This is a genomic window from Rhodococcus sp. KBW08, from assembly GCF_003852455.1.
Lineage (GTDB): Bacteria > Actinomycetota > Actinomycetes > Mycobacteriales > Mycobacteriaceae > Rhodococcus_F > Rhodococcus_F baikonurensis.
Window position 1 is genome coordinate 357,460 of record NZ_QAJJ01000002.1, and the last position, 26,478, is coordinate 383,937.

Below are 26,478 nucleotides of genomic sequence, written 5' to 3' on the forward strand. Positions count from 1 at the left end.
CTATTCACTATAACGCGCCGAAGTTCGGAAGTCATACCAATTAATCGGCGGCACTTTCCGTGTCCTGGACCCCAGCCGTGTCCTGCACCCCAGCCGTTTCCTGAACTGCAGCCGTTTCCTGCACCGCAGCCATCTCATGCTCAGCAGCACCGGTGATGTTGGTGATCATCCCCTGGAAGACGACTCCGTGGAAAGGCAGGATCGAGTACCAGTACGCCCGGCCGGCCAGCCCGCGAGGGAAGAAGACCGCACGCTGATCGAGATGCGAACCCACCGGCCGTCCATCCGCACCCGCCGGACCTTCCGACACTCGCAACTCCAACCATGCTCCGCCCGGGACCTTCATCTCGGCGCGCAGTCGGAGCAACTTACCTCGATCGATTTCTTCGACCCGCCAGAAGTCCAGGGCTTCACCGGTGTTGAGCCGACGTGGATCCCGTCTACCCCGGCGAAGTCCGACCCCGCCGACCGCCCGGTCCATCCACCCCCGGATGGCCCACGCCAAAGGGAATGAATACCAACCATTCTCGCCGCCGATCGACTCGACCACCGACCACAGGGTTTTCGGATCCGCCGAGCAGTCACGTTCGCGATGATCGACGTAGACGGCTTCGCCGGCCCAATCCGGGTCGGATGGAAGAGGGTCGGATGGAGCGCCCGCGATCGTTGCACCGGACCACGCCGTCTCCACCTCACCGGTCTCGATCTTGCGAAGCGCCAAACGCACTGCTTCCCGGTACGGCGTGAGGCCACCGGCCGGAGGCGGGATGAAGTCGTCGATGTCGTGATCGTGCATCACCGCGTCGTTCTGCAGTGATTCGATCAGCGGCATCGCCAGACCCCGCGGGATCGGCGTGACCAATCCCACCCAGTGACCGGCCAGACGCGGGGTGAGGACGGGCAGGACGAGGATGCGTCGGCGTACCAGTCCTGCGACGTCGGCGTAGGTGTTCATCATCTCGCCGTACTGCATGACATCGGGCCCACCGATGTCGAAGGCGCGGTTGACCTCCGGCGTCGTCGCCGCGGCTGCGATCAAGTAGTGGAGTACGTCACGCACGGCGATCGGCTGAATGTTGTTGTGCACCCACTTGGGTGTGGTCATCACCGGAAGTCGATTGGTCAAGTGGCGCACCATTTCGAACGACGCCGATCCCGATCCGATCACCACGCCGGCCTGGAACACAACCGTCGGAACGTCGGAGTCGAGCAGGATCCGACCAACTTCGAGCCGAGACTGCAGGTGAGTCGACAGCTCCCGATCGGACGGATGAAGCCCGCCCAAGTAGACGATCCGGCGCACCCCCGCATCGCGCGCAGCGGCGGCCACGTTCTGCGCGCTCTGCTTGTCGATATCGGAGAACGAGCCTCCCCCACCCATGGCATGAACGAGGTAGTAGACCACGTCGATATCGTCGAAAACACCTGAGAGGGAATCACTGTCGGTCAGATCCCCACGCGTGATCTCCACCGAATCATGCCAGGGCACATCGCGTAGTTTCTCGGGGCTTCTCACCACCACACGCACATGATGGCCCTCTTCGACCAGGCGAGGGGCAAGACGGCCGCCGATGTATCCGGTCGCACCCGTGATCAACACTCTCACTGCGTCCATCACCCCACGCTACGCAGAATTCAACTGCGAAGCGCGAGTGCAACCTCGAGGTCGTCGTTGGCCAACATCATGTTGATGCCCGCTCCGGCCTTCGCCCCGGCGGCCGCGGCCATGATGACCTGGGCACCTGGGTCGACGACGTTGCCCGCGGCGAACACCCCGGGCACGCTTGTGGCCCCCATCATGTCGACCGTCACGAAATCGCCCATCATCGTCTCGGCGCGCGATGCGCCGAATGCGCGCAAGATCGCATCGTTGGGGTCCATCGTGAGGGCGCCACCGACAAAGACCGCCGAACGCGCGACCACAGTGCTGTCGGCCAAACGCACGCCCACCAACCGATCGTCCTCGACGACGGGACCGGCGACCTCACCCTCGACGATCGAAATACCGCGAGCTGCAAGCTTTTCCCGGTCCTCGGAACCCAGTTCGGTGATTCGATGGAGGAAGAGAACCACGTCGTCGGACCACTGGCGAACCATGAGCGCCTGGTGCATCGCAAATTCCGCACTCTTGGCGATCACGCCAAGCGGCTGATCACGCACGCCGTACCCGTGGCAGTACGGGCAGTGCAACACATCGCGGCCCCAACGCTCGCCGAAGACTTCGAGCTCGACCGGCAGACGGTCCGTCAGACCTGTGGCAACAAGGACTTTGCGCACCTGAATCTTGCTGCCGTCAGCGAGTTCGACGGAGAAATCGGCCGAAAGATCCTCACTGTCCCGTGTCACGGAGACGACTGTGCCGTCATGGAACTCGCCGCCGAATTTGCGGACTTCACCTCGGCCGATGGTCAGCAATTCGGCGGGGTTCATGCCGTCGCGGGAGAGGAATCCGTTCATGTGATCGGCGGCCGCGTTCCGTGGTGATCCGTTGTCGAAGACGATCACGGACCTGCGTGCCTGACCAAGGATGAGTGCGGCGTTCAGCCCTGCCGCGCCGGCTCCGATTACTGCTACGTCGAATGAGTTCTGCGTCATGAATCCAGAATGACAAGAGATCGCGTTCTTGACAAACACTGTTGCCACTTTGGCAAAATAGATCCATGACCGAAACATCGTTCGAAGCCGTTCTAGCCGGCATCGGCCCTCGCCTACGTGCGTTGCGCCAGCAGTCCGACATGACCCTGGCCGACCTGTCGGAGACCACCGACATCAGCGTCAGCACACTGTCGAGACTCGAATCCGGCACTCGCCGAGCCAACTTGGAGCTTCTACTGCCGATCGCCAAGGCACACGGCGTCCCGTTGGACGACCTGGTGAACAGCAAGATCAAAGACCCCCGCGTTCGAGAAGAACCGCGAACGGTCGGATGCATGACGGTCATTCCGCTGACGAGTCAGCCCGGCAACCTCCAGGCCTACAAGATGATCATCTCCCCCACCGACGACGATCGCGAGCCGGGATCCCACGAGGGCTACGAGTGGGTCTACGTTCTGTCAGGGCGCATCAGACTCCAACTCGGCGACCGCGATTTCATCATGGGGGCAGGCGAGGCCGCCGAGTTCGACACCCACATTCCGCACCGCATCAGCGCTGCCGACGGCCGACCTGCCGAGGCGATCAGTCTCTTCGGGAAGCAGGGCGAGCGTGTTCACCTACGCGCAGCGCCGGCCGACAGACGCGGTTGAACTGCCAGGACCGAGTCAGGCGCCCGCAACGGCAATCATGCCGACTGCCGCCAGCGCCAACAGCATTCCCGCTTGTTGCACGCGGCTTACCCGCTCGCCCAGCATCACCATGGCGAGCAGAACCGTCGCAGCCGGATACAGCGAACCGATTACGCTGACCAGTGAAAGCATTCCACCTTGGAAGGCGTAGATCATCGTCCCGTTCGCGACGACGTCGAGGACGCTGACGTACACCGCGAGCTTGAGTGGCTCACCTCGTGGGAGAACGAAGTGACCGGCCGCCAGCGCGACCAACCACACCACGACGGTCGCGGCGCCCCGCGACACGGCCAACGCCCACAGCCCGCTGCCCTCGCCGATCTGGTGAAGTGCGATGAACGAGAGTGCAAATGCACCACCGCTTCCGACCGTCAGAAGCGCCACCTGTCTGGTGAAGCGGAGAGTGATTCCGCCGGCAACCTCACCCGCGGTGTCGTCAGGCGACTCGCGGCTGACCAGTACGACGGCGACCAGCGCGACGGCGATACCCAGGTACGCGATCAGCCCCGGCCGCTCGCCGAAGGCGAATCCGACGAGCACCGGAATACCCGCCACCAGAACAGCTGTCAGCGGTGAGACCACAGACATAGGTCCGGTCGCCAAGGCGAGATAGAACCACCACACCGCCAGACCACTCGTGACGCCCGCGATCGCGCCCCAGATCAAACCGTTCAGCGTCAGCGTGCCGGAAACGAAAGGTGCTGCGATCAGAACAATCACGAGCGAGAGCGGATACGAGACGATCACCACACGGAGTGCGGCAACTCGTCGTGACGCAACTCCGCCGACGAAGTCGCTGACTCCGTAGGCAACTGCCGCCACGAGGGCAAGCAGGATGGAGGTCAGCGCATGCCCTTGATACGACGACCGAGCTCGCGGGTCACCTCGCGCTCGGCGGTGCGCTTGGCCATGTCCTGGCGCTTGTCGTAGTCCTGCTTACCCTTTGCCAGTGCGAGTTCGACCTTGACCTTGCCGTCGTTGAAGTACATCGACAGCGGGACCAGTGTCTGGTTTCCCTCGCGGGTCTTGCCGACGAGGTGCTCGATCTCACGCTTGTGCAGCAGGAGCTTTCGGGTACGACGCGGCGAATGGTTGTTCCACGTGCCTTGCGTGTACTCGGGAATGTGCAACGAGCGCAACCACACTTCGCCGTTGTCCACGGTGGCGAACGCGTCCACGAGCGACGCCTTGCCTTCGCGCAGACTCTTGACCTCGGTCCCGACGAGCGCGATACCGGCCTCGTAGGTGTCGATGATCGTGTAGTTGTGACGTGCTTTGCGATTGGTCGCAATGACCTTGCGGCCCTTTTCCTTCACTGTCCGGGCCTCTCAGTCCGCTGTCTTGCTGTCGAATACTGTCTTACCGTCAAATACAGTTCCAGCATAGAAGCTCGTGCAAACCGATTATTCGCGGACGTACAGACGCAGCGTCACGTACGCCGTCACCGCGGCCATACCGACACCGGCAAGCACGAGGATCGGCGAGACGAACAGCACGTCACTGTTGGAGATCCGCGCCACGATGTTGGCTTCGTAGACGTCGGACAGGACCCCGTCGATGAAGACGTTCTTCGCCGTGAACAGTCCGGCGATGGCGAGCACCGCACCGATCAAGGCCGCAACGACGGCTTCGAGGAGGAACGGAAGCTGGGTGTACCACCGCGTCGCGCCGACCAATCGCATGATGTTGACCTCGGTACGACGCGTGAACGCCGCGATCTGGACCATGTTGGCGATCAGCAGGATGGCCGCGATCGCCTGGACGATCGCGATCGCGAACGCTGCGTTGCGCACTCCGCCCAGCACGCTGAAGAGTCGGTCCACCAACTCGCGCTGATTGAGCACACTCTCGACGCCGGGCCGCGAACCGAAGGTGTCGTTGATGACGCCGAATCGCTCCGGGTCACTGAGCTTGACCTTGAACGACGCCGGGAAGCTGTCCGGGCTCACCAGCGCTGCCAGCTCGGGCTGGTCCTTGAACACGCGCTCGGTGGCGTCCTTCACGGCGTCTTCGCGGTTGAGGTACTGAACGGCGACGACGGACGGCGTCTGCTCGAGTTCCTTGCGCAACGAACTGCAGATCTCCTGCTCGCAACCGGGATCGGCAGAGGAGATGTCGTCGGTCAGGAAGATCTGCACCTCGACGCGTTCGAGGAAGATCTGCTGGGTTTTGCCTGCCATCTGCACGACCAGCAGACCACCGCCGAAGAGGCCGAGGGAGATCGCCGTCGTCAAGATCATGGCGATGGTCATCGTGATGTTGCGGCGTAGGCCGGTCAGGACTTCGCTGAAAATAAAGCTGGCGCGCATCGGGGAATCCGATTCCTTTTCGAGAGGCCGGTTGTTTCACGACAACCGGTGGGCGTACGGGACGTGTGGTCGTAGTCGGCGCTACCTGCCGACGCCGTACACACCCCGCGCTTCGTCTCTGGTCACCTTGCCGAGATCGAGTTCGATGACGCGTCGACGCATGGAGTCGACGATGTGGTGGTCGTGGGTCGCCATCACGACGGTGGTACCCGTGCGGTTGATCCGCTCGAGCAGCAGCATGATGTCCTGGCTCGTTTCGGGGTCCAGGTTGCCGGTGGGCTCGTCGGCGAGCAGCACGAGCGGGCGGTTCACGAATGCGCGGGCGATGGCGACGCGCTGCTGCTCACCGCCGGAAAGTTCGGTGGGCAGTCGATCGGCCTTTCCGGCCAGACCGACCATGTCGAGGACCTCGGGCACAGTGCGCGCGATGACGTTGCGGGGTTTGCCGATGACCTCCAGGGCGAAGGCCACGTTCTCGGAGACCGTCTTCTGCTGAAGCAACCGGAAGTCCTGGAACACACAGCCCATGCTCTGACGAAGCTTCGGCACACGGCGAGCCGCCAGCTTGTTGACGTGGAAATCCGCGACCTCGATATCGCCGGACGTGGGCGACTCCATCTTGAGCAGCAATCGCATGAACGTCGACTTGCCAGAGCCGGAGGGGCCGATGAGGAAGACGAACTCCCCCTTCTCCACCTCCACACTGACTTTGTCGAGCGCCGGCCTGGTGGAGGCCTTGTAGGACTTCGACACATTCTTCATGCTGATCACAACTAGCCAGTCTAGCCGTTATCTAACGGTGACCTTGGCGCCACGCGCGACGAGCCTCGTCCTTATCCGGTACCGGTGGTCTCAGGTGACTGCGGCACCGACGTCGGTGCCTGCATTGCCGCGCCAGGTTGCGGGACGGTCGTCGTCGCCGGAGTGGTCGGCACTGTGGTTGCCGACTGTTCGGCGTTTCCCGGAGCAGGCGCGGGACCCGACGTCGGCGTCGGCGAACCGGAACTGCCCGTGCTCGATTCCGAGGACGGAGTCTCGGATGTGGTCGTCGGCTCGGTCGAGGACGGCACGGGGGTCGTCGTCGACGGTTTGACCGACGGAGCGACGTACGGTTCGGTCTGCGACGTGTCCACGCTGGGCGGCGGTGTGGCTGCGGGCTGTTCCTCAGGATTGAGGTACGTATGCAACAGATACGTCGCCAGCCACGCCACGATGAGGATGAAGGTCGACGTTCGCATCCGGCCACCGAAGAGCCGTGACGGAAGCCAGTCCAGGTGAAACAGTCGGTCGAGTCCGCGGCGCGGTTCCTGATCGGTCATTCGCTCGCCTCCTCGGTCCGTGCGGTGTGCAGATCCGGTGACACCGTGATCCCCTGACGTCGCAGTGCCGCGGCGACGCGGACACGAAGAGCGCGTCCGACCTGGAACTGTTTGCCAGGGAGCGTTCGCGCGACCATCCGCACGTTGACCTGATCGACCTCGAGGCTTTCGACGCCCATGACGGTGGGCTCGTCGAGCAGAAGTTTCTTGAGTCCACGGTCGGCCATCGCGTCGACTCCGACCTGGCGAAGCACCTCGTTGACTCGGGTGAGGTCCGCGGTCGCCGGAACCGGCACGTCGATGACGGCGCGCGCCCAATCCTTGGACAGGTTGGTCGCTTTCACGATCTGGCCGTTGGGAACGGTGATGACCTCGCCGTCGGAGTTTCGCATCCGCGTCACGCGCAGGGTCACGTCCTCGATAACGCCTTCGGCGTCGTCGGAGGAGCCGGTGATCGCAAGCCGGACGGTGTCACCGAAACCGTACTGGCGTTCGGTGATGATGAAGAAGCCGGCAAGGATGTCCTGCACGACGCGTTGAGCACCGAAACCGAGCGCCGCACCGAGAACAGTTGCCGGCGCCACGAGACTTCCGATCGGCAGGTTCAGTTGGTCGAGAACCTTCAGCGTCGCGATCACGTAGATGAACGTGATGACCACCCAGGTGATCACCTGCGCGACCGAGTGACGATGCTTGGTCGCCTCGGAGCGAACCAGCGCATCGCCCAACTGATAGTTGGAGTCGATCTGGTCGGTGACCTTGTTGCCTCCCCAACTGACCAGCCGGGCGAGAATCATCGCGCCGAGCACGGTCATGAGGACGGACAAACCGGTGGTTTGAAGCCAATCGAGCAGGTTCTGCCCAGGTCTGAGTAAAGTCATCGTGCCTTTCGGTATCCGAACGCTATGCGGACTGGTTCTCGCTCATGCGCCAGCGGATGCCGGCCTCGAGGAACCCGTCGATGTCGCCGTCGAGCACTGCCGACGGGTTGTTGACCTCGTACTCGGTACGCAGGTCCTTGACCATCTGGTACGGATGCAGAACGTAGGAGCGCATCTGGTTACCCCACGAGCTGCCGCTGTCGCCCTTGAGCGCATCCATCTCGGCGCGCTCTTCCTGACGCTTGACCGCGAGCAGCTTGGCCTGCAGGACGCGCATCGCCGACACCTTGTTCTGGAGCTGCGACTTCTCGTTCTGACAGGTGACGACGATTCCGGTCGGGATGTGTGTGAGTCGAACAGCGGAGTCCGTCGTGTTCACGGACTGTCCACCGGGACCGGACGAGCGGTAGACGTCGACGCGGATGTCGTTCTCGTTGATCTCGATGTGATCGGTGGTCTCGACGACGGGCAGGACCTCGACCTCGGCGAACGACGTCTGGCGACGCCCCTGGTTGTCGAAGGGGCTGATGCGAACGAGCCGGTGGGTGCCCATCTCGACGGACAGCGTGCCGTACGTGTACGGGCCCTTGATCGCGAACGTCGCGCTCTTGAGTCCGGCCTCTTCGGCGTACGACGTGTCGTAGACCTCGACGCCGTAGTCGTGCTTCTCCGCCCAGCGGATGTACATGCGCATGAGCATCTCGGCCCAGTCGGCAGCGTCGATACCGCCGGCACCCGAGCGGATGTTGATGAGTGCGTCGCGCTCGTCGTACTCGCCCGAGAGCATGGTCTTGACTTCCATCGCCGCGATGTCGTCACGCAGGCTGGCCCGTTCGGCGTCGGCATCGGCCACTGCGTCAGGGCCTTCGTCTTCTGCCAGTTCGTAGAGGATCGGCATCTCGTCGAGTCGCTCGCGCAGTGCCACGATCCGGCGCAGTTCGGCCTGAGCGTGGGAGAGCTGGCTGGTGACCTGCTGGGCGTGTTCCTGGTCGTTCCACAGACCCGGGTCGGCTGCCTGGTGCTCGAGCTCGTCGATGCGTCGGCGCAGCTCCTCGACGTCCACAACCGATTCGCAGGTGCGAAGGGTGGTGTCGAGGGCGTTCAGGTCTGCAATTACGTCGGGATGCACGGTTCTCAAGGCTACCGGGTGCCGACCTGGGCTCTGCCGTGCGTCACCCTCTCGGCTCGCCCCGTCCGTCACGTATTGGGATCACCGGGACTGGAAGCCTTGCCAACGTCCCTCCGAGGGAACCTACTGGAACGATGACTGTCACCGACGAATACCTGCAGAACAACGCCGCCTACGCCGAGCAGTTCACCGGACCGCTCCCCCTCCCACCCAGCCGACACGTTGCCGTTCTCGCGTGCATGGACGCCCGTCTCGACGTCTATCGGGTGCTGGGAATCAAGGAAGGTGAATCGCACGTCATCCGCAATGCGGGTGGAGTCGTCACCGACGACGAAATCCGTTCCCTGGCCATCAGCCAGCGTCTGCTGGGAACCACCGAGATCATCCTCATCCACCACACCGACTGCGGAATGCTGACGTTCACCGACGACGACTTCAAGCGATCCATCCAGGACGAGATCGGCATCAAACCCAACTGGGCTGCCGAATCGTTCCCCGACATCGACGAGGACGTTCGTCAGTCGTTGAAGCGTATCGAGAACAGTCCGTTCGTCACCGCGACGACCTCCCTACGCGGATTCGTCTTCGACGTCGCCACCGGAAAGCTGAACGAGGTCCTCCCCGCTTGAGCAGGTAGGTTGTGTACCCGTGACCGATCGCGCATCCGACCTCGCACTCGCCCTCCGTATCGCCGACGAGGCTGACGCGATCACTCGCGCCCGCTTCGGCGCACTCGATCTTCGAGTGGACGACAAGCCGGACCTCACCCCCGTCTCCGACGCCGACCTGGCTGTCGAGCGAGCAGTGCGCGCGACGCTCGGTGAGCATCGCCCTGCAGATTCCGTTCTGGGGGAAGAATTCGGCGGCGACGTAGTCTTCGAGGGCAGGCAGTGGGTGGTCGACCCCATCGACGGGACCAAGAACTTCGTCCGCAACGTGCCGGTGTGGGCCACGCTGATCAGCTTGCTCGAGGACGGTGTACCGGTTGTGGGCGTCGTGAGCGCACCCGCACTGAATCGACGATGGTGGGCGGCAACAGGTTTGGGCGCACATACGTCTTTCGGAGACGGTGACGCTCGGGCGATCCGGGTATCCGCCGTCGACCGCAGCGAATCAGCGAGCCTGAGCTTCTCGAGCCTCTCCGGGTGGAAGGACCGCGGAATTCGCGATCAGTTCGTCGAACTCACCGACCATGTGTGGCGCGTGCGCGGTTACGGGGACTTCTTCTCCTACTGCCTCGTGGCCGAGGGTGCCGTCGACATTGCTGCCGAACCCGAGGTTTCCCTGTGGGATCTGGCAGCGCTCGACGTATTGGTCCGTGAGGCCGGCGGCGCGTTCACCGATCTGGACGGCGGCGCGGGTCCGCACGGCGGGAGCGCGGTCGCCACCAACGGACTGCTGCACGAGGACGTACTTGCTCGCCTGAGGTAACCAACCGCGTACCAGAACATCCCACCCGTCGCAAGGGTCCGAGGGAGGAGTCCCGTCAGGCCCGTCGGCAGGATTCGGCACGACATCTCGACCCGTTGACTGGGAGTAGTTGATCACGCACTACTTCCAGGAGAACGATGAACCGGATTTCCAGGCGCACGATTCTGTTCGGTCTGGCCGCCGCGCCCCTCGGGCTCGCGGTGGGCTGCGGCGCCGACCCGGCAGCGAAGAGCGCCACGCTGGCAGTGTCCGGAGCTTCGCGTCCGCTACCGATTCCGCCGCTGGCCGACTCCACCGTCGACGACGCAGGTGTTCGCCACTTCACACTCCGCGCCGGTGCCGGAACCACCGAAATTGTCGCGGGAAAACTTACCGACACTTGGGGTTTCAACGGATCCATCCTGGGACCCACCATCCGTGCCGAACGCGGAGAGTCTGTCGCATTCACGATCGACAACACACTGGCCGAGCCCACGACCGTCCATTGGCACGGCATGCATCTGCCCGCCAGATACGACGGTGGCCCGCACCAGACCATCGAAGCCGGCGGACGCTGGGAACCGGCGTGGACGATCAGCCAGTCTGCCTCGACGCTCTGGTATCACCCACACCCGCACGGATCTACCGAGCGGCACGTGCAGCGCGGTCTCGCCGGACTGTTCCTGATCGACGATGCCGACACGCGGGCGTTGGACATCCCCAAAACCTATGGTGTCGACGATGTTCCGCTGATAATCCAGGACCGTCGATTCCTCGCCGACGGCAATTTCGACGAATCAGATCCGACCGACATCGGCCTGCTCGGCGACACGATCGTCACCAACGGCATCTCCGACGCCTACCTCGACGTCACCACCGGGGTCGTCCGGTTGCGCATTCTGAACGGCTCCTCCGGCCGTCTCTACAACCTGGGGTTCCCCGACGACCGGACGTTCGATCTGATCGCCACCGACGGCGGACTGCTCGAATCACCGATTCCGATCAAGCGGATTCAGCTCAGCCCCGGCGAACGAGCCGAGATCGTTGTTCGCGTCGACCCCGGCGCGACGACCACACTTGTGTCGTTCCCGATCGAGGACGGCGGCGGCGTGAGCGCCTCCGACGCAGAGAACTTCGGCATGAACGACCGCTTCGACATCATCGAGCTGCGGGGGGTCGCCAGCCGCGCGTCACGGTCGAGCCTCCCGGCGCAGTTGGCCGCCCTGCCGCGTCTCGATCCGTCGAAGGCAAGCGTGTCCCGAACCTTCGATCTGCAGTGGTACATGATCAACGGGCAACGAATGGACATGAACCGCATCGACTTCGAGGCCGAGGTCGGCGCCACCGAGGTGTGGACGATCACCAACAAGGACAACTGGCCACACAATTTCCATGTCCACGACGTACAGTTCCAGATCCTCGACGTCGACGGTCGCACTCCCCCGCCGCACTTGCGCGGACCCAAGGACACCGTCTATGCACCGCCAGGCAGCAGGATTCGCGTCGCACTGCAGTGGTCCGAGTACACCGATCCCACGTTCCCGTACATGTTCCACTGCCACCTGCTGATGCACGAGGACCAAGGGATGATGGGCCAATTCCTCGTCCTCGAACCGGGACAGAAGGCGGCTCCGATGCAGATGGACATGCCGATGGACATGCCGATGCCTTCTTCTGGTTCGCACTCCGGTCACTGAACATTCTGCAAGTGGTACACGGCGAGGCGAACCCGATTGTCGCAACCGGTCTTCGACATCAGGTTCGCCACGTGCGTTTTCACCGTGGTCACACCCAGATGCAGCGTGTCCGCGATCTCCTGATTGCTCTTCCCCTCGGCAAGCAGTGCGAGGACCTGCGATTCGCGATCGGTCAGCGGAACCTTCTCTGTCACAGCCGTGTCTGCGATACCACCGATCACCGCTCGATCCACAACGCGGCGGAGAAGTTCCGGAGTGAACACCATCTCACCCTCGGCGATTCGCCGAATGGCACCGAGCAACTCGGCGGGTTCGGTGTCCTTGACGAAAAACCCCGAGGCCCCCGCGGCGAGCGCGGGATACAGATGATCGTCGTCGTCGAAGGTGGTCAGCACGAGAATTCGCGCTCGTCGACCTGCCTTGACGATCTGCTGCGTGGCACCGATCCCGTCCAGCCCGGGCATTCTCAAGTCCATCAGAATCACGTCGGGATCCAGTTCCGCAGCGAGCGCTACCGCATCGACGCCGTTCGACGCCTCACCGGCCACGGTCATGTCCTCGTCTGCCGCGCACAGCATCCGCAAACCGGCGCGCACCAGTCGCTGGTCGTCGACGATCAGCACGCTGATCACGAGACACCGCCCGAGACGACCAGTGGAATACTCACGTGCACTTCCCATTTCCCGTCACTATTGGTGCCGGCGGTCATCTCGCCGCCGACCAACTCCGCGCGCTCCTGCATTCCCACCAGGCCATGACCTGCATTCCGGGGCGATCCCTCGACGTCGTTGACAACTCTGACGTCCACCCGGTTGTCGTCGCGACCGACCGAGACCGATACCAGCCCCTTCTTGTCACCGTGCTTCATGACATTGGTCAGTGATTCCTGAACCACCCGCAACAACGTCAGCCTCCCGATCGCGTCGAGGTCGGCTGCGCCTGACCCGACATTCCCCTGGGTATCGAAGACTGCCTGCACCTCGAAACCCGCCGCACGCACACGATCTATCGCCGCCTCGATTTCCGCGTCGACGGCATCCGGCTCGACCAGAGCGACTTCACCGAGCGAAGGATCACGAAGTGCGACCAGGAGGCGACGGATATCGGCCAGCGCATCGGACGCAGTCCCACGCACATCCGCGAGGACCTCGCGCACGGCCTCGTCTCGGGGTGCCAAGACATGTTGAGCCACGCCGATTCTCAGGACGATCGATGCCATGTGGTGTGCAACCAGGTCGTGCAGTTCGCGGGCAAGCGCACTGCGCTCCGCAGCGCGGGTCTGCGCAAGATTGTTCGCGGCCAATTCACGCTGCGAGCGCAGGTACAGCCCCAGGAGCAGCGGCAGCCCTACGTAGGCAAGCACTTTCACAGCCGTGGTGACAGAGAAGAATGCTTCGTGAGATTCGAACCAGATCCCCGCGAGCACCGAACCGCACCATCCTGCTGCCGACACGGCAACTGTTTCTCTACGCTCGGCCCGCATCGTGACGTCGACGACGGCGACCGCCCCGAGATACGGGACGAGTTCGGACAGTCCCCAGGCGTCGGCAACGAACGTCGGAACAGCCAGCGCCGAGATGACCAGGGACGCGAAGACCGGCCATCGACGGCCGGCGACGAAGGCGAGCGCCGACAGCATCGACAGTATCCAGTAGGTGACGGGAACTCGATACTCCCCCGGATACGTGCTGGCGATCAGCAGGCACGGGACCACCACCAACGGCGCGTAGCGCATATATCGCTGTATCCGATCTGGCACCTCTGTCCGGTTCACCCCTCGAGCCTATGACGCGCATCATTTCTCGGTTTCTCGACAACAGACCTTACTGATGAGTAAGATAAGAATCGTCCAACGCCCCAACACCGAGAAACAGCTGGTGATCATGACCAAGCAAGACAGTGTTGCCCCCGACAAGAGCGCTCAGCGCAGCGAATCGGGCGCGCAGCGCGGCGGCGCCAAGGGTGCGCCCCGCGACACGTCCGCCGTCGGCCTGAACCCGATCAAACGCGACGCCATGGGCGCAGCCATGCGTGTGCTTACCAAGATCACCGGTTCGGAACTGGCCGAGAAGTTCAATCTGCGTCAGACCATCGATCGCGTGACCTACGAGGGCACCAAGACGGGCTTCAAAACCCTCGGTGCCGCTACTCGCGGATTCCAGAAGGTCTCGGGCAACGGTGCACCCAAGCGCCTGCCCGACAACCCGAGCAAGAACGCCGACTACTTCGACCTCACCCCGGACGACGACCAGAAGATGATCGTCGAGACGGTGCGTGAGTTCGCGGCCGAGATTCTGCGTCCAGCAGCGCACGACGCCGACGGCGCAGCGCAGGCACCCGCCGATCTCTCCAAGCGCGCGGCCGAGCTCGGTATCACGCTGATCAACGTTCCCGAAGAACTCGACGGAGCAGCTGCCGATCGCGGCGCAGTCACCAATTCTCTTGTTGCCGAAGCACTTGCGCACGGAGACATGGGACTTGCACTTCCGATCCTCGCACCCAGCGGCGTTGCAGTTGCACTGACGCAGTGGGGCACCGACGCGCAGCAGAAGACCTACCTTCCGGCCTTCACCGGCGAGCAGGTCCCCGGCGCGGCAGTGGTGGTCAACGAGCCACGCGCACTGTTCGATCCGTTTGCCCTGCAGACCAAGGCAGTGCGCTCCCCCAGCGGCTACAAGCTCAACGGCGTCAAGAGCTTGGTGCCCGCCGCGGCTACGTCCGAACTCTTCGTCATCGCCGCAGAACTCGACGGCAAGCCCTCCTTCTTCATCGTCGAATCCGACACCAAAGGACTCGTCGTCGAGGCGGATCCCAGTATGGGTCTGCGCGCCGCCGGCCTGGGTCGCCTGATCCTCACCGACGTCGCCGTGTCGGAGTCCGCACTGCTCGGCGACGGTGATGCCGATCAGCGCAAGGCCGAGTATGCCGACGCGATTCGACTGGCCCGCCTCGGTTGGGCGTCCATGGCCGTCGGAACCAGCCAGGCAGTTCTCGACTACGTGATTCCGTACGTCAACGAGCGCGAAGCGTTCGGCGAGCCGATCAGCCACCGCCAGGCCGTGGCCTTCATGGTCGCGAACATCGGCATCGAACTCGACGGACTGCGTCTGGTCACGCTTCGCGGCGCTTCCCGCGCCGAGCAGGGCTTGTCCTTCGCTCGCGAATCCGCTCTGGCCCGGAAGCTGGCTTCCGAGAAGGGCATGCAGATCGGCCTCGACGGTGTGCAACTCCTCGGTGGACACGGGTTCACCAAGGAACACCCGGTCGAGCGCTGGTACCGCGACCTCCGTGCCATCGGCGTTGCCGAGGGCATCGTCCTCATCTGACGCCGCTGAACTTCCAGGAGAACCACGATGATCAACCTCGAACTTCCCAAGAAGCTCAAAGCATCAGCGAACCAGGCACATCAGGTCGCGGCGCAGATCTTCCGACCCATCTCACGTAAGTACGATCTTGCTGAGCACGAGTACCCCGTCGAGCTCGACACCATGGCCGCCATGGTCGAAGGTCTCTCCGATTCCGGTGGAGACATCGGCGGTGCCAGCGGCGGACGGTCAGACGCGAGCGCCAAGGGCGGCAACGCCAACGGCGGCAACATGTCTGCGCTCCTCAACTCGCTCGAAACATCGTGGGGCGATGTAGGACTCATGCTCTCGATCCCCTACCAGGGGCTCGGCAACGCCGCTATCGCCGCAGTGTCCACCGACGAACAGCTCGAACGTTTCGGCAAGGTGTGGGCCTCGATGGCCATCACCGAACCGAGTTTCGGTTCCGACTCCGCCGCAGTGACCACCACCGCCGTTCTCGACGGCGACGAGTGGGTTCTCAACGGCGAGAAGATCTTCGTCACCGCCGGTGAGCGTTCGACGCACATCGTCGTGTGGGCGTCGGTCGACAAGTCGAAGGGTCGAGCGGCCATCAAGTCGTTCGTCGTTCCGCGTGACGCACCGGGCCTGAGCGTTGCTCGTCTCGAGCACAAGCTGGGCATCAAGGCCTCCGACACCGCAGTACTCCTGCTCCAGGATTGCCGCATTCCCGCGGACAACATCCTCGGCAGCCCGGAGGTCAACGTGGAGCAGGGCTTTGCCGGCGTCATGCAGACGTTCGACAACACCCGGCCCCTCGTTGCAGCCATGGCTGTCGGCGTCGGACGCGCAGCTCTCGAAGAACTGCGCGGCATCCTGACCGAAGCCGGTGTCGAGATCTCCTACGACACACCGGTCTACAACCAGCATGCAGCTGCAGCCGAGTTCATCCGTTTGGAAGCCGATTGGGAGGCCGCGTACCTGCTGTCTCTGCGCGCGGCGTGGATGGCGGACAACAAGAAGCCGAACTCGCTCGAAGCGTCCATGTCCAAGGCGAAGGCCGGCCGCACCGGCACCGACGTGACGCTCAAGGCAGTCGAGTTGGCCGGCACCTACGGCTACTCGCAACGCCCGTTGCTCGAGAAGTGGGGCCGCGACTCGAAGATTCTCGACATCTTCGAGGGCACCCAGCAGATCCAGCAGCTGATCGTCGCACGCCGCCTGCTCGGAAAGTCGTCCGCCGAACTGAAGTGACGGTCGAATTGAAGTGACGGTCGCACAGACCCGATCCCGACACACTCCGCCCCGCCACCTTTCGAGGTGGCGGGGCGGACTGCTCGGTCGCCATCGTGAAACTTCACCACCGAAACCTGATTGCCCATTAGTGTGTAATCAGTCCTACAACGACGCTCGGAAGAGGTTCACGTATGCCCGGATTGGTCACCAAGGTCACTGACACCATCGGCGCGGCGGGGGTCATGATCCGAGCCGGACTCGTCCCGTTCCCTCGCCTTGATCGCGGGCTCAAATCCATTGCAGCCGTGGACAAGTACGGACCCTTTGCCGGGCCGGTCCATGCACACGCCGAGAGCGGCTACGACGCGGTGGCGATCATCGACGAACGCGGACCCATCACCTATGCCGAGCTCGAGCGTCAGAGCAACGCGTTGGTCCGGGCGTGGCAGGCCGACGGCATCACGTCCGACTCCGTCATGGGTGCGATGTGCCGTAACCATCGAGGCTTGGTCCTGACCATGCTGGCGGCAGCGAAGAACGGAACAAAGCTCGTTCTCATGAACACGGGCTTCGCTCGGCCCCAACTCGTGGACGTCGCCGCGCGGGAGAAGGTGGTCGCCTTCGTCTACGACGACGAGTTCGCGGACATCGCCGATGCCTTGCCGGACGACGTCGTCGTCTATCGTTCCTGGCCAGAGGGCACGGCCGCTGACGGTTCCACGGCAGCGACTCTCGACGAGGCCATCGCCGGACGCACCACGTCGTCGGTGCCGGCACCCGAGAAGAACGGTGGTTTCGTCCTCCTCACCAGCGGGACTACGGGAACTCCCAAGGGTGCGCCGCGTGGCCACACCTCCCCTCTCGCGTCGGCGCAATTCCTCGACCGCGTGCCGTTGCGCCGCGGACAAACCATGATGATGGCGGCCCCCGCCTTCCACGGAACCGGCGTCTCGCAGTTCGCTCTCGCATTGGCACTCGGCCAGACCGTCGTCATGCATCGAAAGTTCGATCCGGAGAACACGATCAAGCTTGTCGCCCAGTACAAGTGCGACAGTCTGGTCGTGGTCCCGACGATGCTCACTCGCATCATCGACCTCGGTCCCGAAGTGCTGTCCCAGTACGACACGTCGAACCTGAAGATCATCTTCTCGGCAGGGTCGTCACTCTCACCCGACCTGTGCAAGCGAGTCACGGCCTCGTTCGGGTACGTCCTCTACAACCTGTACGGATCCACCGAGGTCGCAGTGGCCACGGTCGCAACACCCGAGGATCTGACCATCGCTCCGGGAACCGCCGGTCGAGCCCCGGTGACGTGCCACGTCGAACTGTTCGACGAGAACAACAAGAAGATCACCACCCCACACACGATCGGCAGGATCTTCGTCGCGAGCGGACTGAGCTTCGAGGGATACACCGACGGGCGTGACAAGGAACGTATCGACGGACTCCTCTCGACCGGCGACGTCGGACACTTCGACGCCAACGGCCTCCTCTTCGTCGACGGCCGCGACGACGACATGATCGTTTCCGGTGGCGAGAACGTCTACCCGCTCGAAGTCGAGAACTTGCTCGCCGACCGCGAGGACGTCCTGGAAGCGGCAGTCATCGGAGTCGAGGACGCCGACTTCGGTCACCGCCTGCGAGCGTTTGTCGTCGTCGCTCACGGCGCCGACCAGAACTCCGAGGAATTGAAGGATCACGTCCGGTCGAATCTGGCGCGCTACAAGGTTCCCCGCGAGATCGTCTTCATCGACGAGCTTCCCCGCAACGCCACCGGAAAGCTGTTGCGCCGCGTCCTGATCGAGATGGAGATCAGCGAAGGCTGAGCACGGTCACATCGCGCTGAGCGTCCGTATCAATTCCGCCTCGTCGACGCGCGTGGAGTGCCCGTCGCGGAGCACGACCTCGCCCGCAACGAACACCGTGTCCACGATCTGACGACTGCCCGTCGTGAGAATGGACGCGCCCGGATCTCGCACCGGGAGGCAGCCGAAGTCACGTTCGAACCGAATCATGGTGAGGTCGGCGGGATCGCCCACGGAGATCCCGCCAGACCTGGCCGGCAGACCGAGTGCTGCGTTTGCACCGCCGGATGCGATGTCGATCATGGCCTCGAAGCCGAACAGGTCGGCGCGGCCGCGCGCGGCTCGCTGGACATAGGCACCGGTGCGCAGCGTCTCGAGCATGTCCTGAGTGTCGTTGCTGGCTGCGCCGTCCACACCCAACCCCACCGCGATCCCCGCGTCGAGGAAACTCGGGACGGGCGCGATTCCGCTACCGAGGCGCATGTTGCTGACGGGGTTGTACGACACTCCGACGCCGCGCTCCGCCAGTACCTTCTGACCACGGTCGTCTAGTTCGACGCAGTGGACCGCCAGCACCCGGTCCCACAAAAACCCATGGGAATCCAGGTAGTCGACCGCGTTCACGCCCGCGTGTTCGGTACACATCGTGTTGTCGGTCTGCGTCTCGAGCAGGTGAATCGAGACCGTCAGGTCGCGAGCCTGCGCGAACTCACGCACTTCCGACATCCCCTCCGGGGTCAGCGAACGCGGGTTCGGTACCGCGACCGCCACGTCGACGCGGGAACCGGCAACGTCGCGCATCATCTGATCCGTATGTGCGAGAACATCTCCGAGTGGTTGCATGAGCCGCGGATCGAAGCCCCACTTCCTCGTCTTGTCCGCCCGGTCTGCGGTTCCGCGTCCAAGCACGGCTCGAATTCCGGTGTCGTGCAACGCCCGGATCACGGCATCGTGAACCTCGCTGGACGGGTGCGGCCACATGTGTTCGACCAGGGTCGTCGTACCGCTGCGCAATGCCTCCAGCGAGGCTGCGACAGATGCCGCGTATGCGCGCTCCGGCGTGATCTGAACCGACTCTTCTGCGACCGCGAGTAGCCATTCGAGAAGCGGTGTCCCTTCGGCTATGCCACGCATCAGTGACTGCTGAAGGTGCGTATGGGTGTTGACGAACCCAGGGATCAGATACGCCCCCGATCCGTCCACACTTCCAGGTGTGGCAGTGCCGGTCGACTTCTCGATCGATTCGACCACCCCATTCGAGACGACGACGTCACGGCCGGTCAGCCATTGCCCGCCGCTGTACAACGTCACGTCCCGGATGATCGCGTCGGTCATGTTCTTGGGCGCGGTAGTCATCGCCAGTTCTCCTGAAAGTGTGTGACGGAACGGATACGGATCAACGCGCGAAGTTCGCGCGTACTCGCTGGTCGATGTAGTCCTCGGCAGTGATCGGCGGGTACTTGCCCGCTGGGCCCTCGATGGTCACGTCGCGGTTCGCCTGAGCGAAGAACGCGAGGCTGTAGCGGGCTCCCCGATAGTCGGTGACTCCGGGACTCTTGACTCGATGAAAATTCGACGGCAGGACGTCATCACTCCATCTCATCAGCATGTCGCCGATGTTGCAGGTGATCGCTTCCTCGGCCGGCACCACCGACGTCCATTCCTGGGTGTCCATCTCCTTGCCCGGGCACAGTTGCAACCCGCCCTGACCGTCACGCTGGAAAAGTAATGTCAGGCAATCGAAATCGGTGTGTGCTCCGGCACGCCACATCCCTTCGACATCTGCGTCGGCGGCAAGTGGGAAGTAGTGGAGTAGTCGCAGTGTGCTCTGGTAGGTGTCCACGGACGGGTCATGTGCCCTGGTGAAGAAGTCTCGTTCGAATCCCAGCTTCTCGGCGAAGCACGAGAGCAGGTCCATCGCAATGCCCCAGCACTTGGCTTCGAAGTCCAGGATCGTTTCGCGGAATCCGCCCAATTCGTCTGCAGTGGGCCACAGATCACCCATATGCGGGCGGGTCACCTGGTAGGACTCTTTCTGATCAGGTGTTCCGATGGAGGGACGCACCTGCGTCATGCTCTCCCAGCCGGAGTTGAAACCCTTCTTGAGCGGATACTGCGCTTTGACCTCAGTGGGCAGTGCAAAGAATCGCTCGGCCGCCGCGAAAGCCTCGCGGACCTGGTCCAGATCGATTCCGTGATTGACGATTTGGAAGAATCCGATGTCGGTCGCTGCCGACCACAACTCCTCGGCGATCTCGCTTCGCCGGTTCTCGAAATCCGAGAGATCGATTCTTCGGACCTCGCGGTCGGTGGTCTCCGTGCCCAGGCCACCCATGCGAGTCTCGCGGTTGAGTTCTGTCATGTCGTACGTCATTTGCTGTCAGCTCCTTCAGCGGATTCCGATGGACCGATCGGTGAATTTGTCGGTGTAGATCTCTTCAGCAGTCAGTGACTGCGGTATCGCCGCACCCCCGGAGTTCAGGATGGGCTTCAGTTCTTCGACGGTGTGGGCGACTCGCGTCATGTCGAACGTGCCGACAGATCCGTCTGCCTCGTTCGCGATCAGGCCTTTCTCTTTCAGGAGCTGGGCACTGAACGCTGCTTCACCCTCGGTGTAGGGAGAGAACGACACGTCCTGCGAGACGAGGTCGACAATGGCAGCATTCGCCGTATCCGGCGCAGTGATGTAGTCCGCGGTGGCCTGCTGAATGATCGGAACCAGCTTGCTCAAACACGGCGAGAGTGTCTCGACCTTGTCGGCACGAACGGAAACGTTGGACGCGTAGATGTCGAAACCCGAATCTTTCAGCAGGTCATAGGAAACCGGCTTCTCCCACGCCGGCGTCTCCTTCTCGTACGTGTACGGTTCCGAATTCGCGAATCCTTGCTGAGCGATGGTCGGGTCACCGACAAATCGTGAGGGGGCTCCGTCGTAGCTGGTGTCGAGCTGGGACTGCTTCAGTAGTCCTTTCGCGACCAGCCACTGCGGAAAGAGTTGCTCCTTGGAAACGACGACACTCGCGTCGGACTTGCCGATATCGGCAACGCTCGTCCAGTCCGGATGAGACTCTTTGTCCCACATGAGGATTGCCGGACTGTATTTGAGCAATGGCGTGACGGCAACAACGGGCTGACTTGCCGCGGCCGCGATCACCTGATCGCCGTGCACCAAGCCGAGAGTGATGGAATCGTCGACGTACATCTGGGAGCTGACGGATTGGAACCCGATTGCCGGTCCCCCGGCCCGCAAGGTCAGGCCGACTCCGGTGTCCTTCCCTCCGGCGACGAGAGTCCCACTGACGGACTTGTCGTCGGTGTCGACCGAATAGCCGGGACCGAGCATCTCGAAGAGCGCTCCCATATCCGACTGTGGCTGCCATTGGAGTTGAACCACAACGTTTTCCGGACAGAGACCCGCCAGGTTCTGAGCCTCAGCAGCTGGTTCGAGAGATTCAGCCTTGGCCGTCTCAGCCTCACTGGAGCTGCACGCAGTCAATCCGATGGCTGCACACAAGGCCAGTGCCGCGCCCGCCGCTCCCACACTTCTGCGATTGGAATGCATCTTGCGGTTTGAACACACAGCGTCTCCTTCGTGAAAACAATTGGGATGTGGGCGAACCAAGCAGGGTGATCCGATGAGCACACTCTGCAGCACTTGGATTACATGCAATGCACTTGTTGTTTCCATCAGGTAACGCACGCCGTAGTTCGACCTTCACCTGCAATGTCACCTCACATTTACATTCAGCAATCTAGGCGACATACATGCAATTCAAGATAGTTCCTACAACTTGAAGAACTTTTGCATGCATTATCGAACCGGAGGCTCAGATGGAACTCGCGAACACGATGCAGGATGCCGACGCTCGCAAGCTCACCGCGCCGATGCAGATGGTCTTTTCCGACGTCGTCAAGAAGTTCGATACCGGCACTGTCGCGCTGGACGGCATCGATCTGGACGTGGAGCGAGGAGACTTCGTCGCCGTGGTCGGGCCCTCCGGCTGCGGCAAGTCGACTTTGTTGCGCATGGCGGCAGGCCTCGAGCGACCGACCGGCGGAGCGGTTGCCCTCGACACCGAATCAGTTGGCTTCATCTTCCAGGAGCCGACTCTCCTCCCCTGGCGAACCGTGCAGGCCAACGTCGAATTGTCCGCCGAACTCGGTGGCGGCGACAAAGCAGCGCGAAAATTGCGCGCCGACGAGGCAATTCGCGCAGTGGGCCTTGCGGACTTCGCGAAACAACTGCCCAATGCGTTGTCGGGCGGAATGAAGATGCGCGTCTCTTTGGCGCGAGCGCTCACTCTCGCACCTGCTGTGATGCTGCTCGACGAGCCTTTTGGTGCGCTCGACGAGATGACACGACTGGAGATGCAGGTAGAGCTCCAAAGGCTCTACACCGACAAGGGGTTCACCTCGATGTTCATCACGCACTCGGTATCCGAGGCCGTCTACCTCGCAAACAAGGTGGTCGTCATGACCGCCCGGCCTGGACGAATCCATTCGGTCGTGGACATCGATTTCCCGTACCCGCGTAGCCCGGAACTGCGCTACGACGCCCGATACACCGAATACGTCGCCGAGATCTCGGCCAGTCTGCACGGGAGCCTACAATGACCGAAGTTCTTGCAGTTCAACGAGAAAACGCCACACGCCCTACCGTTGTTCGCCCCAATTCTGCGACAACGAGCCAAGCCGAGGTACAGCCTCGACGGTCCTCTCGAATGAGAGCGCTCGGCGCCCTGGTGCTCTATCCGTTGCTCTCACTTGCCGGCGCGGTCGCAGCGTGGTCGATCGTCAGCTACCTTGTCCTCTCCCCCGAACGCCGGTTTCTCCTCCCGCCCCCGAGTCAGGTGCTGACCAAGTCGCTGCTCGACTGGAAACATCTCTCTCCCATGCTCGAAGCCCTCGCCGTGACGGCGCAGGTTGCACTGGTCGGCTTCGTCGTCGCAGTGGCAGTCGGCGTCGGAACCGGCGTGTTGATGAGCCAAGCCAAGTGGATCGAGCGGATCGTCTATCCGTACGCCGTTGTTCTGCAAGTCATTCCCATCCTTGCCATCGTGCCCCTCATCGGCCTCTGGTTCGGCTACGGCATGACCGCTCGTACTCTGGTGTGTGTTCTCATCGCAGCCTTCCCGATCATCACCAACACACACTTCGGTTTACAGTCGGTCGATCGCGGATTGCACGAACTCTTCACCCTCGGACGAGCGTCACGGTGGGATCGACTGGTGAAACTCGAACTGCGAGCGGCAATGCCGGCCATTCTCACCGGCATTCGCACCGCCTCCGGCCTCGTTGTGGTCGGTGCCATCATCGGCGACATGTTCTTCGCCAAAGGACAACCCGGGATCGGAACCCTGCTCGACGTCTACCGAAGCCGCCTTCAGTCCGAGGATCTGATCGCCGCGATCGTGATCGCGTCGGTGTTCGGCGTCCTCGTCTTCTCTGCCTTTGGATTCCTCTCACGTGTGCTCGTCGGCAAGTGGCACACGTCCGGCCGCAAGGACTTTAAATGACCCACGAAATTCCTGTCTTCGACATTCCTACGATCGATATCACCCCGTACCGCCGCGGCGAGGCAGCGGTTGCGAACGCAACCAACAGCACTGCCTGCGCGGAGGTCGCAGCCCAACTCGATCGAGCGTGCCGGGAGGTCGGATTCATACAGATTGTCGGACACGGCATTCCACGATCGGTGACCGACGGACTGGCCGACGCTCTCGACGAATTCTTTGCTCTCCCACTGACGGTGAAGAACAACTATCGCCGTCCCTCGTCCGAGAACCGTGGCTACTCACCACCGAAGTCGGAATCACTCAGCATGAGCCTGGGCGTCGCCTCTGCAAACCAGATGAACGATTTCTACGAAGCGATAGTCGTGGGCACGCAGGTGAGCGACTATCCGGGCGTCGACCTGCCCGAGTCCAGCTACGCCGCCAACACCTGGCCCGTGGCCGCGCCCGGATTCCGACCGGCCATCGAAGAGTATTTCCGTCATGCACAGGGCTTGGCACGAATCCTGATGTGCGCCTTTACCGACGCCCTCGGATTGCAGCCCGGGTACTTCGATTCGATGCTCGACCATTCGATCGACGCGATGAAGATGAACAACTACGCACTGCCCGAAGGTGAGATCCGCATCTCCGGCGACATGACGGGAATGGGCGCTCACACCGACTTCGGAATTTTGACCATCCTGTGGGCAGATCAAGTCCCGGGCCTTCAAGTTCTGAGTGCCGATGGCGTATGGCACGACGTCCAACCTGCCGACGGCGCACTCTTGATCAACCTCGGCGACGCGATGGCACGCTGGACGAACGACCGATGGCGCTCGACCGTGCACCGAGTCGACCCACCTGTCGTCGATGGTCGAATTATCCGACGTCGCTCTGCTGCATTCTTTTTCGACGGAAACCACGACGCCGTCATCGAAGCACTGCCAGGGACTCTCGCACCGGGCGAAGTGGGATACCCGCCGATCACGATCGCTGAGAACATCGCGGCCAAAGTGGCCGGACTGAAAGGCGCGATGAAGTCCGAGGTCGACAGTCGCAGCGCTGACCGAGTGCGCGCCGCTGGATAGCGCTCCCGGGTACGGTCGAGATCGTGCAGGATCGAAATGAGGACAAGATGACCACCACCGAACGAGCTTTACTCACCGAGTCCGTGCACGAAACGCTTCGCGAACTGATCTTTTCGGGAGAGTTGGCGCCGGGGACACCACTGAGCGTTCCCGCACTGGCGAGCAAGCTCAATGTCAGTCGAACGCCGGTCCGCGAGGCCGTGCAGCAGTTGATCTACGAGGGCATCGCCGTCCACACCCGAAATGCGGGTGCAAAAGTTGATTCACTGGACGCAGAGTCGCTGCGCGCGGTCTTCGAGGTGCGTGAGGTTCTCGACGGTCTCGCGGCGTTCAACGCGACAGCCAATGCCACCCACGAAACCGTGTCACAGTTGAACAAGATGGTGCAGGTCCAACGCGAACTTCTCGAGAGCCCGCCGGATCAGCGTCGAGATTCGAAGCTGGACCTCGAGTTCCACACCTTGATTCGTGAGACTGCGTGCAATCACCCGCTCAGTGAAGCCCTTCACCGACTGGACGGACAATCACATCTCTTCCGTTCGGACATGTGGAGCCTCGAGCTCAATCGGCGGATCGCTGTCACCGAGCACGCTCGTATAGTCGCGGCCATCGAATCGGGTGACGCCTTGGGAGCCAGAACTGCCGCGAGCGCACACGTAGCCGGGCTACTCGTCCGAACAACCCGGACCTGAAGCCTCACCGAAATGACGGGAACAACGTGTCCGGCCAGGCGATGTCGCCGTCGCTCTCGTCCACGAACGAACCGACACAGTCGCGTCCCAGCGCACTGATCGTTCCCGAGAGCACCTCTGGATGCTCGAGTTCGGTGAGGTGGTCTGCTCCGGTTCCGGCACCGGGAACGCCATCGATGTACACCCGGCACTGGCCCCCGTCCAACCGACCGTCCGCCCACTCACCCGAGCTCTGTACCACCGAATAGTAGGCGGAACCAGGAGTGTCCTCACCTGAGTTCAGCTTGGTCAGAACCTCGGAGAACATGCAGGTGTCGTAACCGTCGACAGGGCCTTGCACGCAGCCACCGGGGCTGCCGTATTGCGGCGCTCCGATAGCGACCAATGAATCCACGGTGTCGGAGCCACCGAGGAACTTCGCGTAGTACCGCGCACTCAGTCCGCCGGCGCTGTGCGCGACCACGCCGACATATGTGGCGTCAGCGGCGTAGGTACGAATCGCCTCGGCGATCAGTTCGGCATCTGCGGCAATCGTTTTGCCGGGAGCATCGACGAAGTGCGTCTCGTAGCCCGCATCCTTCAGTGCCCCGTCGAGGGCGCGGTAAGGCGCCTGATGTGCCTCGCCTGAGCTGTACAGCTGCTGGCCCGGAACGATGAAGACCACGCGTTTCCCTGTCGCGCCCCCTCCACCGGCGGTGGCAATGCCACCAGAGAGCACCAACGCAGCCGTCACGAGGAAAGCGGTCACTGCCGAAGACACGGGCACCGTCGAAAATCGCACGTCGCAACCCTACGACGGACGCACGCAAAAAAGGACCGCCGCACTGG

26 protein-coding genes are annotated in these 26,478 nt (G+C 62.7%); 11 read left to right on the forward strand and 15 right to left on the reverse strand.

Going from position 1 to position 26,478, the window contains the following annotated elements; translation table 11 throughout:
• Window positions 1-40: 40 nt before the first annotated feature.
• Both DBV08_RS02025 and DBV08_RS02030 read right to left on the reverse strand, forming a co-directional pair.
• Window positions 41-1,615: an SDR family oxidoreductase gene (locus tag DBV08_RS02025; RefSeq protein ID WP_124566369.1), complete on the reverse strand. Its 1,575-nt coding sequence runs from the start codon at window positions 1,613-1,615 to the stop codon at window positions 41-43.
• 20 nt (window positions 1,616-1,635) lie between these two features.
• Window positions 1,636-2,595 (reverse strand): NAD(P)/FAD-dependent oxidoreductase, encoded by a 960-nt coding sequence (locus DBV08_RS02030; RefSeq protein WP_124566370.1) that lies wholly within the window; start codon window positions 2,593-2,595, stop codon window positions 1,636-1,638.
• A 65-nt stretch (window positions 2,596-2,660) separates the two neighbouring features.
• Between DBV08_RS02030 and DBV08_RS02035 the strand changes: the two genes are divergently transcribed.
• On the forward strand, window positions 2,661-3,245 hold the full coding sequence (locus DBV08_RS02035; protein WP_007731290.1) for a helix-turn-helix domain-containing protein: 585 nt from the start codon (window positions 2,661-2,663) through the stop codon (window positions 3,243-3,245).
• 15 nt (window positions 3,246-3,260) lie between these two features.
• Here DBV08_RS02035 and DBV08_RS02040 read toward each other — a convergent pair whose 3' ends face one another.
• The 7 genes from DBV08_RS02040 to prfB all read right to left on the reverse strand — a co-directional run bounded on the left by DBV08_RS02040 (window position 3,261) and on the right by prfB (window position 8,922).
• Entirely contained in the window at window positions 3,261-4,118 is an 858-nt protein-coding gene (locus DBV08_RS02040; RefSeq protein ID WP_075832889.1) for a DMT family transporter, read from the reverse strand.
• Window positions 4,119-4,126: 8 nt separating this feature from the next.
• Complete coding sequence (gene smpB / locus DBV08_RS02045) at window positions 4,127-4,600, reverse strand: SsrA-binding protein SmpB (protein ID WP_003942330.1); 474 nt, start codon at window positions 4,598-4,600, stop codon at window positions 4,127-4,129.
• Window positions 4,601-4,687: 87 nt separating this feature from the next.
• Window positions 4,688-5,593 carry a permease-like cell division protein FtsX gene (ftsX, locus tag DBV08_RS02050; protein WP_003942367.1) on the reverse strand — a complete coding sequence of 302 codons (906 nt, stop codon included), beginning with the start codon at window positions 5,591-5,593 and terminating at the stop codon, window positions 4,688-4,690.
• A gap of 81 nt (window positions 5,594-5,674) precedes the next feature.
• Entirely contained in the window at window positions 5,675-6,355 is a 681-nt protein-coding gene (gene ftsE / locus DBV08_RS02055) for a cell division ATP-binding protein FtsE (protein WP_020969258.1), read from the reverse strand.
• Between the two features lie 71 nt (window positions 6,356-6,426).
• Window positions 6,427-6,912 (reverse strand): hypothetical protein, encoded by a 486-nt coding sequence (locus DBV08_RS02060; protein WP_124566371.1) that lies wholly within the window; start codon window positions 6,910-6,912, stop codon window positions 6,427-6,429.
• Entirely contained in the window at window positions 6,909-7,793 is an 885-nt protein-coding gene (locus DBV08_RS02065; protein WP_019747849.1) for a mechanosensitive ion channel family protein, read from the reverse strand. Before DBV08_RS02065 ends, DBV08_RS02060 begins: the two co-directional genes overlap by 4 nt.
• A gap of 22 nt (window positions 7,794-7,815) precedes the next feature.
• Entirely contained in the window at window positions 7,816-8,922 is a 1,107-nt protein-coding gene (gene prfB / locus DBV08_RS02070) for a peptide chain release factor 2 (RefSeq protein ID WP_003942364.1), read from the reverse strand.
• A gap of 134 nt (window positions 8,923-9,056) precedes the next feature.
• Between prfB and DBV08_RS02075 the strand changes: the two genes are divergently transcribed.
• From DBV08_RS02075 to DBV08_RS02085, 3 genes are all read left to right on the forward strand, one after another.
• Window positions 9,057-9,551 (forward strand): carbonic anhydrase, encoded by a 495-nt coding sequence (locus DBV08_RS02075; RefSeq protein WP_124566372.1) that lies wholly within the window; start codon window positions 9,057-9,059, stop codon window positions 9,549-9,551.
• 19 nt (window positions 9,552-9,570) lie between these two features.
• On the forward strand, window positions 9,571-10,353 hold the full coding sequence (hisN, locus tag DBV08_RS02080; protein ID WP_124566373.1) for a histidinol-phosphatase: 783 nt from the start codon (window positions 9,571-9,573) through the stop codon (window positions 10,351-10,353).
• A 137-nt stretch (window positions 10,354-10,490) separates the two neighbouring features.
• On the forward strand, window positions 10,491-12,029 hold the full coding sequence (locus tag DBV08_RS02085; RefSeq protein WP_124566374.1) for a multicopper oxidase family protein: 1,539 nt from the start codon (window positions 10,491-10,493) through the stop codon (window positions 12,027-12,029).
• Here DBV08_RS02085 and DBV08_RS02090 read toward each other — a convergent pair.
• Complete coding sequence (locus DBV08_RS02090; RefSeq protein WP_124566573.1) at window positions 12,023-12,661, reverse strand: response regulator transcription factor; 639 nt, start codon at window positions 12,659-12,661, stop codon at window positions 12,023-12,025. The two genes, DBV08_RS02085 and DBV08_RS02090, sit on opposite strands and share 7 nt — an antisense overlap.
• Window positions 12,658-13,764, reverse strand: a complete 1,107-nt coding sequence (locus tag DBV08_RS02095; protein ID WP_124566574.1) for a sensor histidine kinase — start codon at window positions 13,762-13,764, stop codon at window positions 12,658-12,660. Before DBV08_RS02095 ends, DBV08_RS02090 begins: the two co-directional genes overlap by 4 nt.
• Window positions 13,765-13,906: 142 nt before the next feature.
• On the opposite strand from DBV08_RS02095, the gene DBV08_RS02100 reads away from it, so the two are divergent.
• From DBV08_RS02100 to DBV08_RS02110, 3 genes are all read left to right on the forward strand, one after another.
• Window positions 13,907-15,355, forward strand: a complete 1,449-nt coding sequence (locus tag DBV08_RS02100) for an acyl-CoA dehydrogenase family protein (protein ID WP_124566575.1) — start codon at window positions 13,907-13,909, stop codon at window positions 15,353-15,355.
• Between the two features lie 27 nt (window positions 15,356-15,382).
• The gene (locus tag DBV08_RS02105) at window positions 15,383-16,588 is read left to right on the forward strand and encodes an acyl-CoA dehydrogenase family protein (protein WP_003942363.1); all 1,206 of its coding nucleotides are present in this window, start codon (window positions 15,383-15,385) and stop codon (window positions 16,586-16,588) included.
• A 173-nt stretch (window positions 16,589-16,761) separates the two neighbouring features.
• Window positions 16,762-18,396 carry an acyl-CoA synthetase gene (locus tag DBV08_RS02110; RefSeq protein WP_095969144.1) on the forward strand — a complete coding sequence of 545 codons (1,635 nt, stop codon included), beginning with the start codon at window positions 16,762-16,764 and terminating at the stop codon, window positions 18,394-18,396.
• A gap of 6 nt (window positions 18,397-18,402) precedes the next feature.
• On the opposite strand, the gene DBV08_RS02115 is transcribed toward DBV08_RS02110, so the two are convergent.
• From DBV08_RS02115 to DBV08_RS02125, 3 genes are read right to left on the reverse strand one after another with little or no spacing between them, the layout of a single operon-like run.
• Entirely contained in the window at window positions 18,403-19,731 is a 1,329-nt protein-coding gene (locus DBV08_RS02115) for an amidohydrolase family protein (RefSeq protein WP_124566375.1), read from the reverse strand.
• A gap of 40 nt (window positions 19,732-19,771) precedes the next feature.
• On the reverse strand, window positions 19,772-20,749 hold the full coding sequence (locus DBV08_RS02120) for an isopenicillin N synthase family oxygenase (protein WP_003942293.1): 978 nt from the start codon (window positions 20,747-20,749) through the stop codon (window positions 19,772-19,774).
• Window positions 20,750-20,764: 15 nt separating this feature from the next.
• Entirely contained in the window at window positions 20,765-21,937 is a 1,173-nt protein-coding gene (locus tag DBV08_RS02125; RefSeq protein WP_124566576.1) for a nitrate ABC transporter substrate-binding protein, read from the reverse strand.
• 269 nt (window positions 21,938-22,206) lie between these two features.
• On the opposite strand from DBV08_RS02125, the gene DBV08_RS02130 reads away from it, so the two are divergent.
• The 4 genes from DBV08_RS02130 to DBV08_RS02145 are packed head-to-tail and all read left to right on the forward strand — an operon-like array spanning window position 22,207 to window position 25,650.
• Window positions 22,207-22,989, forward strand: coding sequence for an ABC transporter ATP-binding protein (locus DBV08_RS02130; RefSeq protein ID WP_124566376.1), 783 nt, complete (start codon window positions 22,207-22,209; stop codon window positions 22,987-22,989).
• A complete protein-coding gene (locus DBV08_RS02135; protein WP_124566377.1) occupies window positions 22,986-23,891 on the forward strand; it encodes an ABC transporter permease in 906 nt (301 codons plus the stop codon). The genes DBV08_RS02130 and DBV08_RS02135 overlap by 4 nt, the downstream gene beginning before the upstream one ends.
• Window positions 23,888-24,958, forward strand: a complete 1,071-nt coding sequence (locus DBV08_RS02140) for an isopenicillin N synthase family oxygenase (protein ID WP_124566378.1) — start codon at window positions 23,888-23,890, stop codon at window positions 24,956-24,958. Before DBV08_RS02135 ends, DBV08_RS02140 begins: the two co-directional genes overlap by 4 nt.
• Window positions 24,959-25,005: 47 nt before the next feature.
• The gene (locus DBV08_RS02145) at window positions 25,006-25,650 is read left to right on the forward strand and encodes a GntR family transcriptional regulator (RefSeq protein WP_124566577.1); all 645 of its coding nucleotides are present in this window, start codon (window positions 25,006-25,008) and stop codon (window positions 25,648-25,650) included.
• 4 nt (window positions 25,651-25,654) lie between these two features.
• Here the strand turns inward: DBV08_RS02145 and DBV08_RS02150 are convergent, their stop codons facing one another.
• Window positions 25,655-26,431 carry a triacylglycerol lipase gene (locus DBV08_RS02150; RefSeq protein ID WP_124566379.1) on the reverse strand — a complete coding sequence of 259 codons (777 nt, stop codon included), beginning with the start codon at window positions 26,429-26,431 and terminating at the stop codon, window positions 25,655-25,657.
• Between the last annotated feature and the right edge of the window lie 47 nt (window positions 26,432-26,478).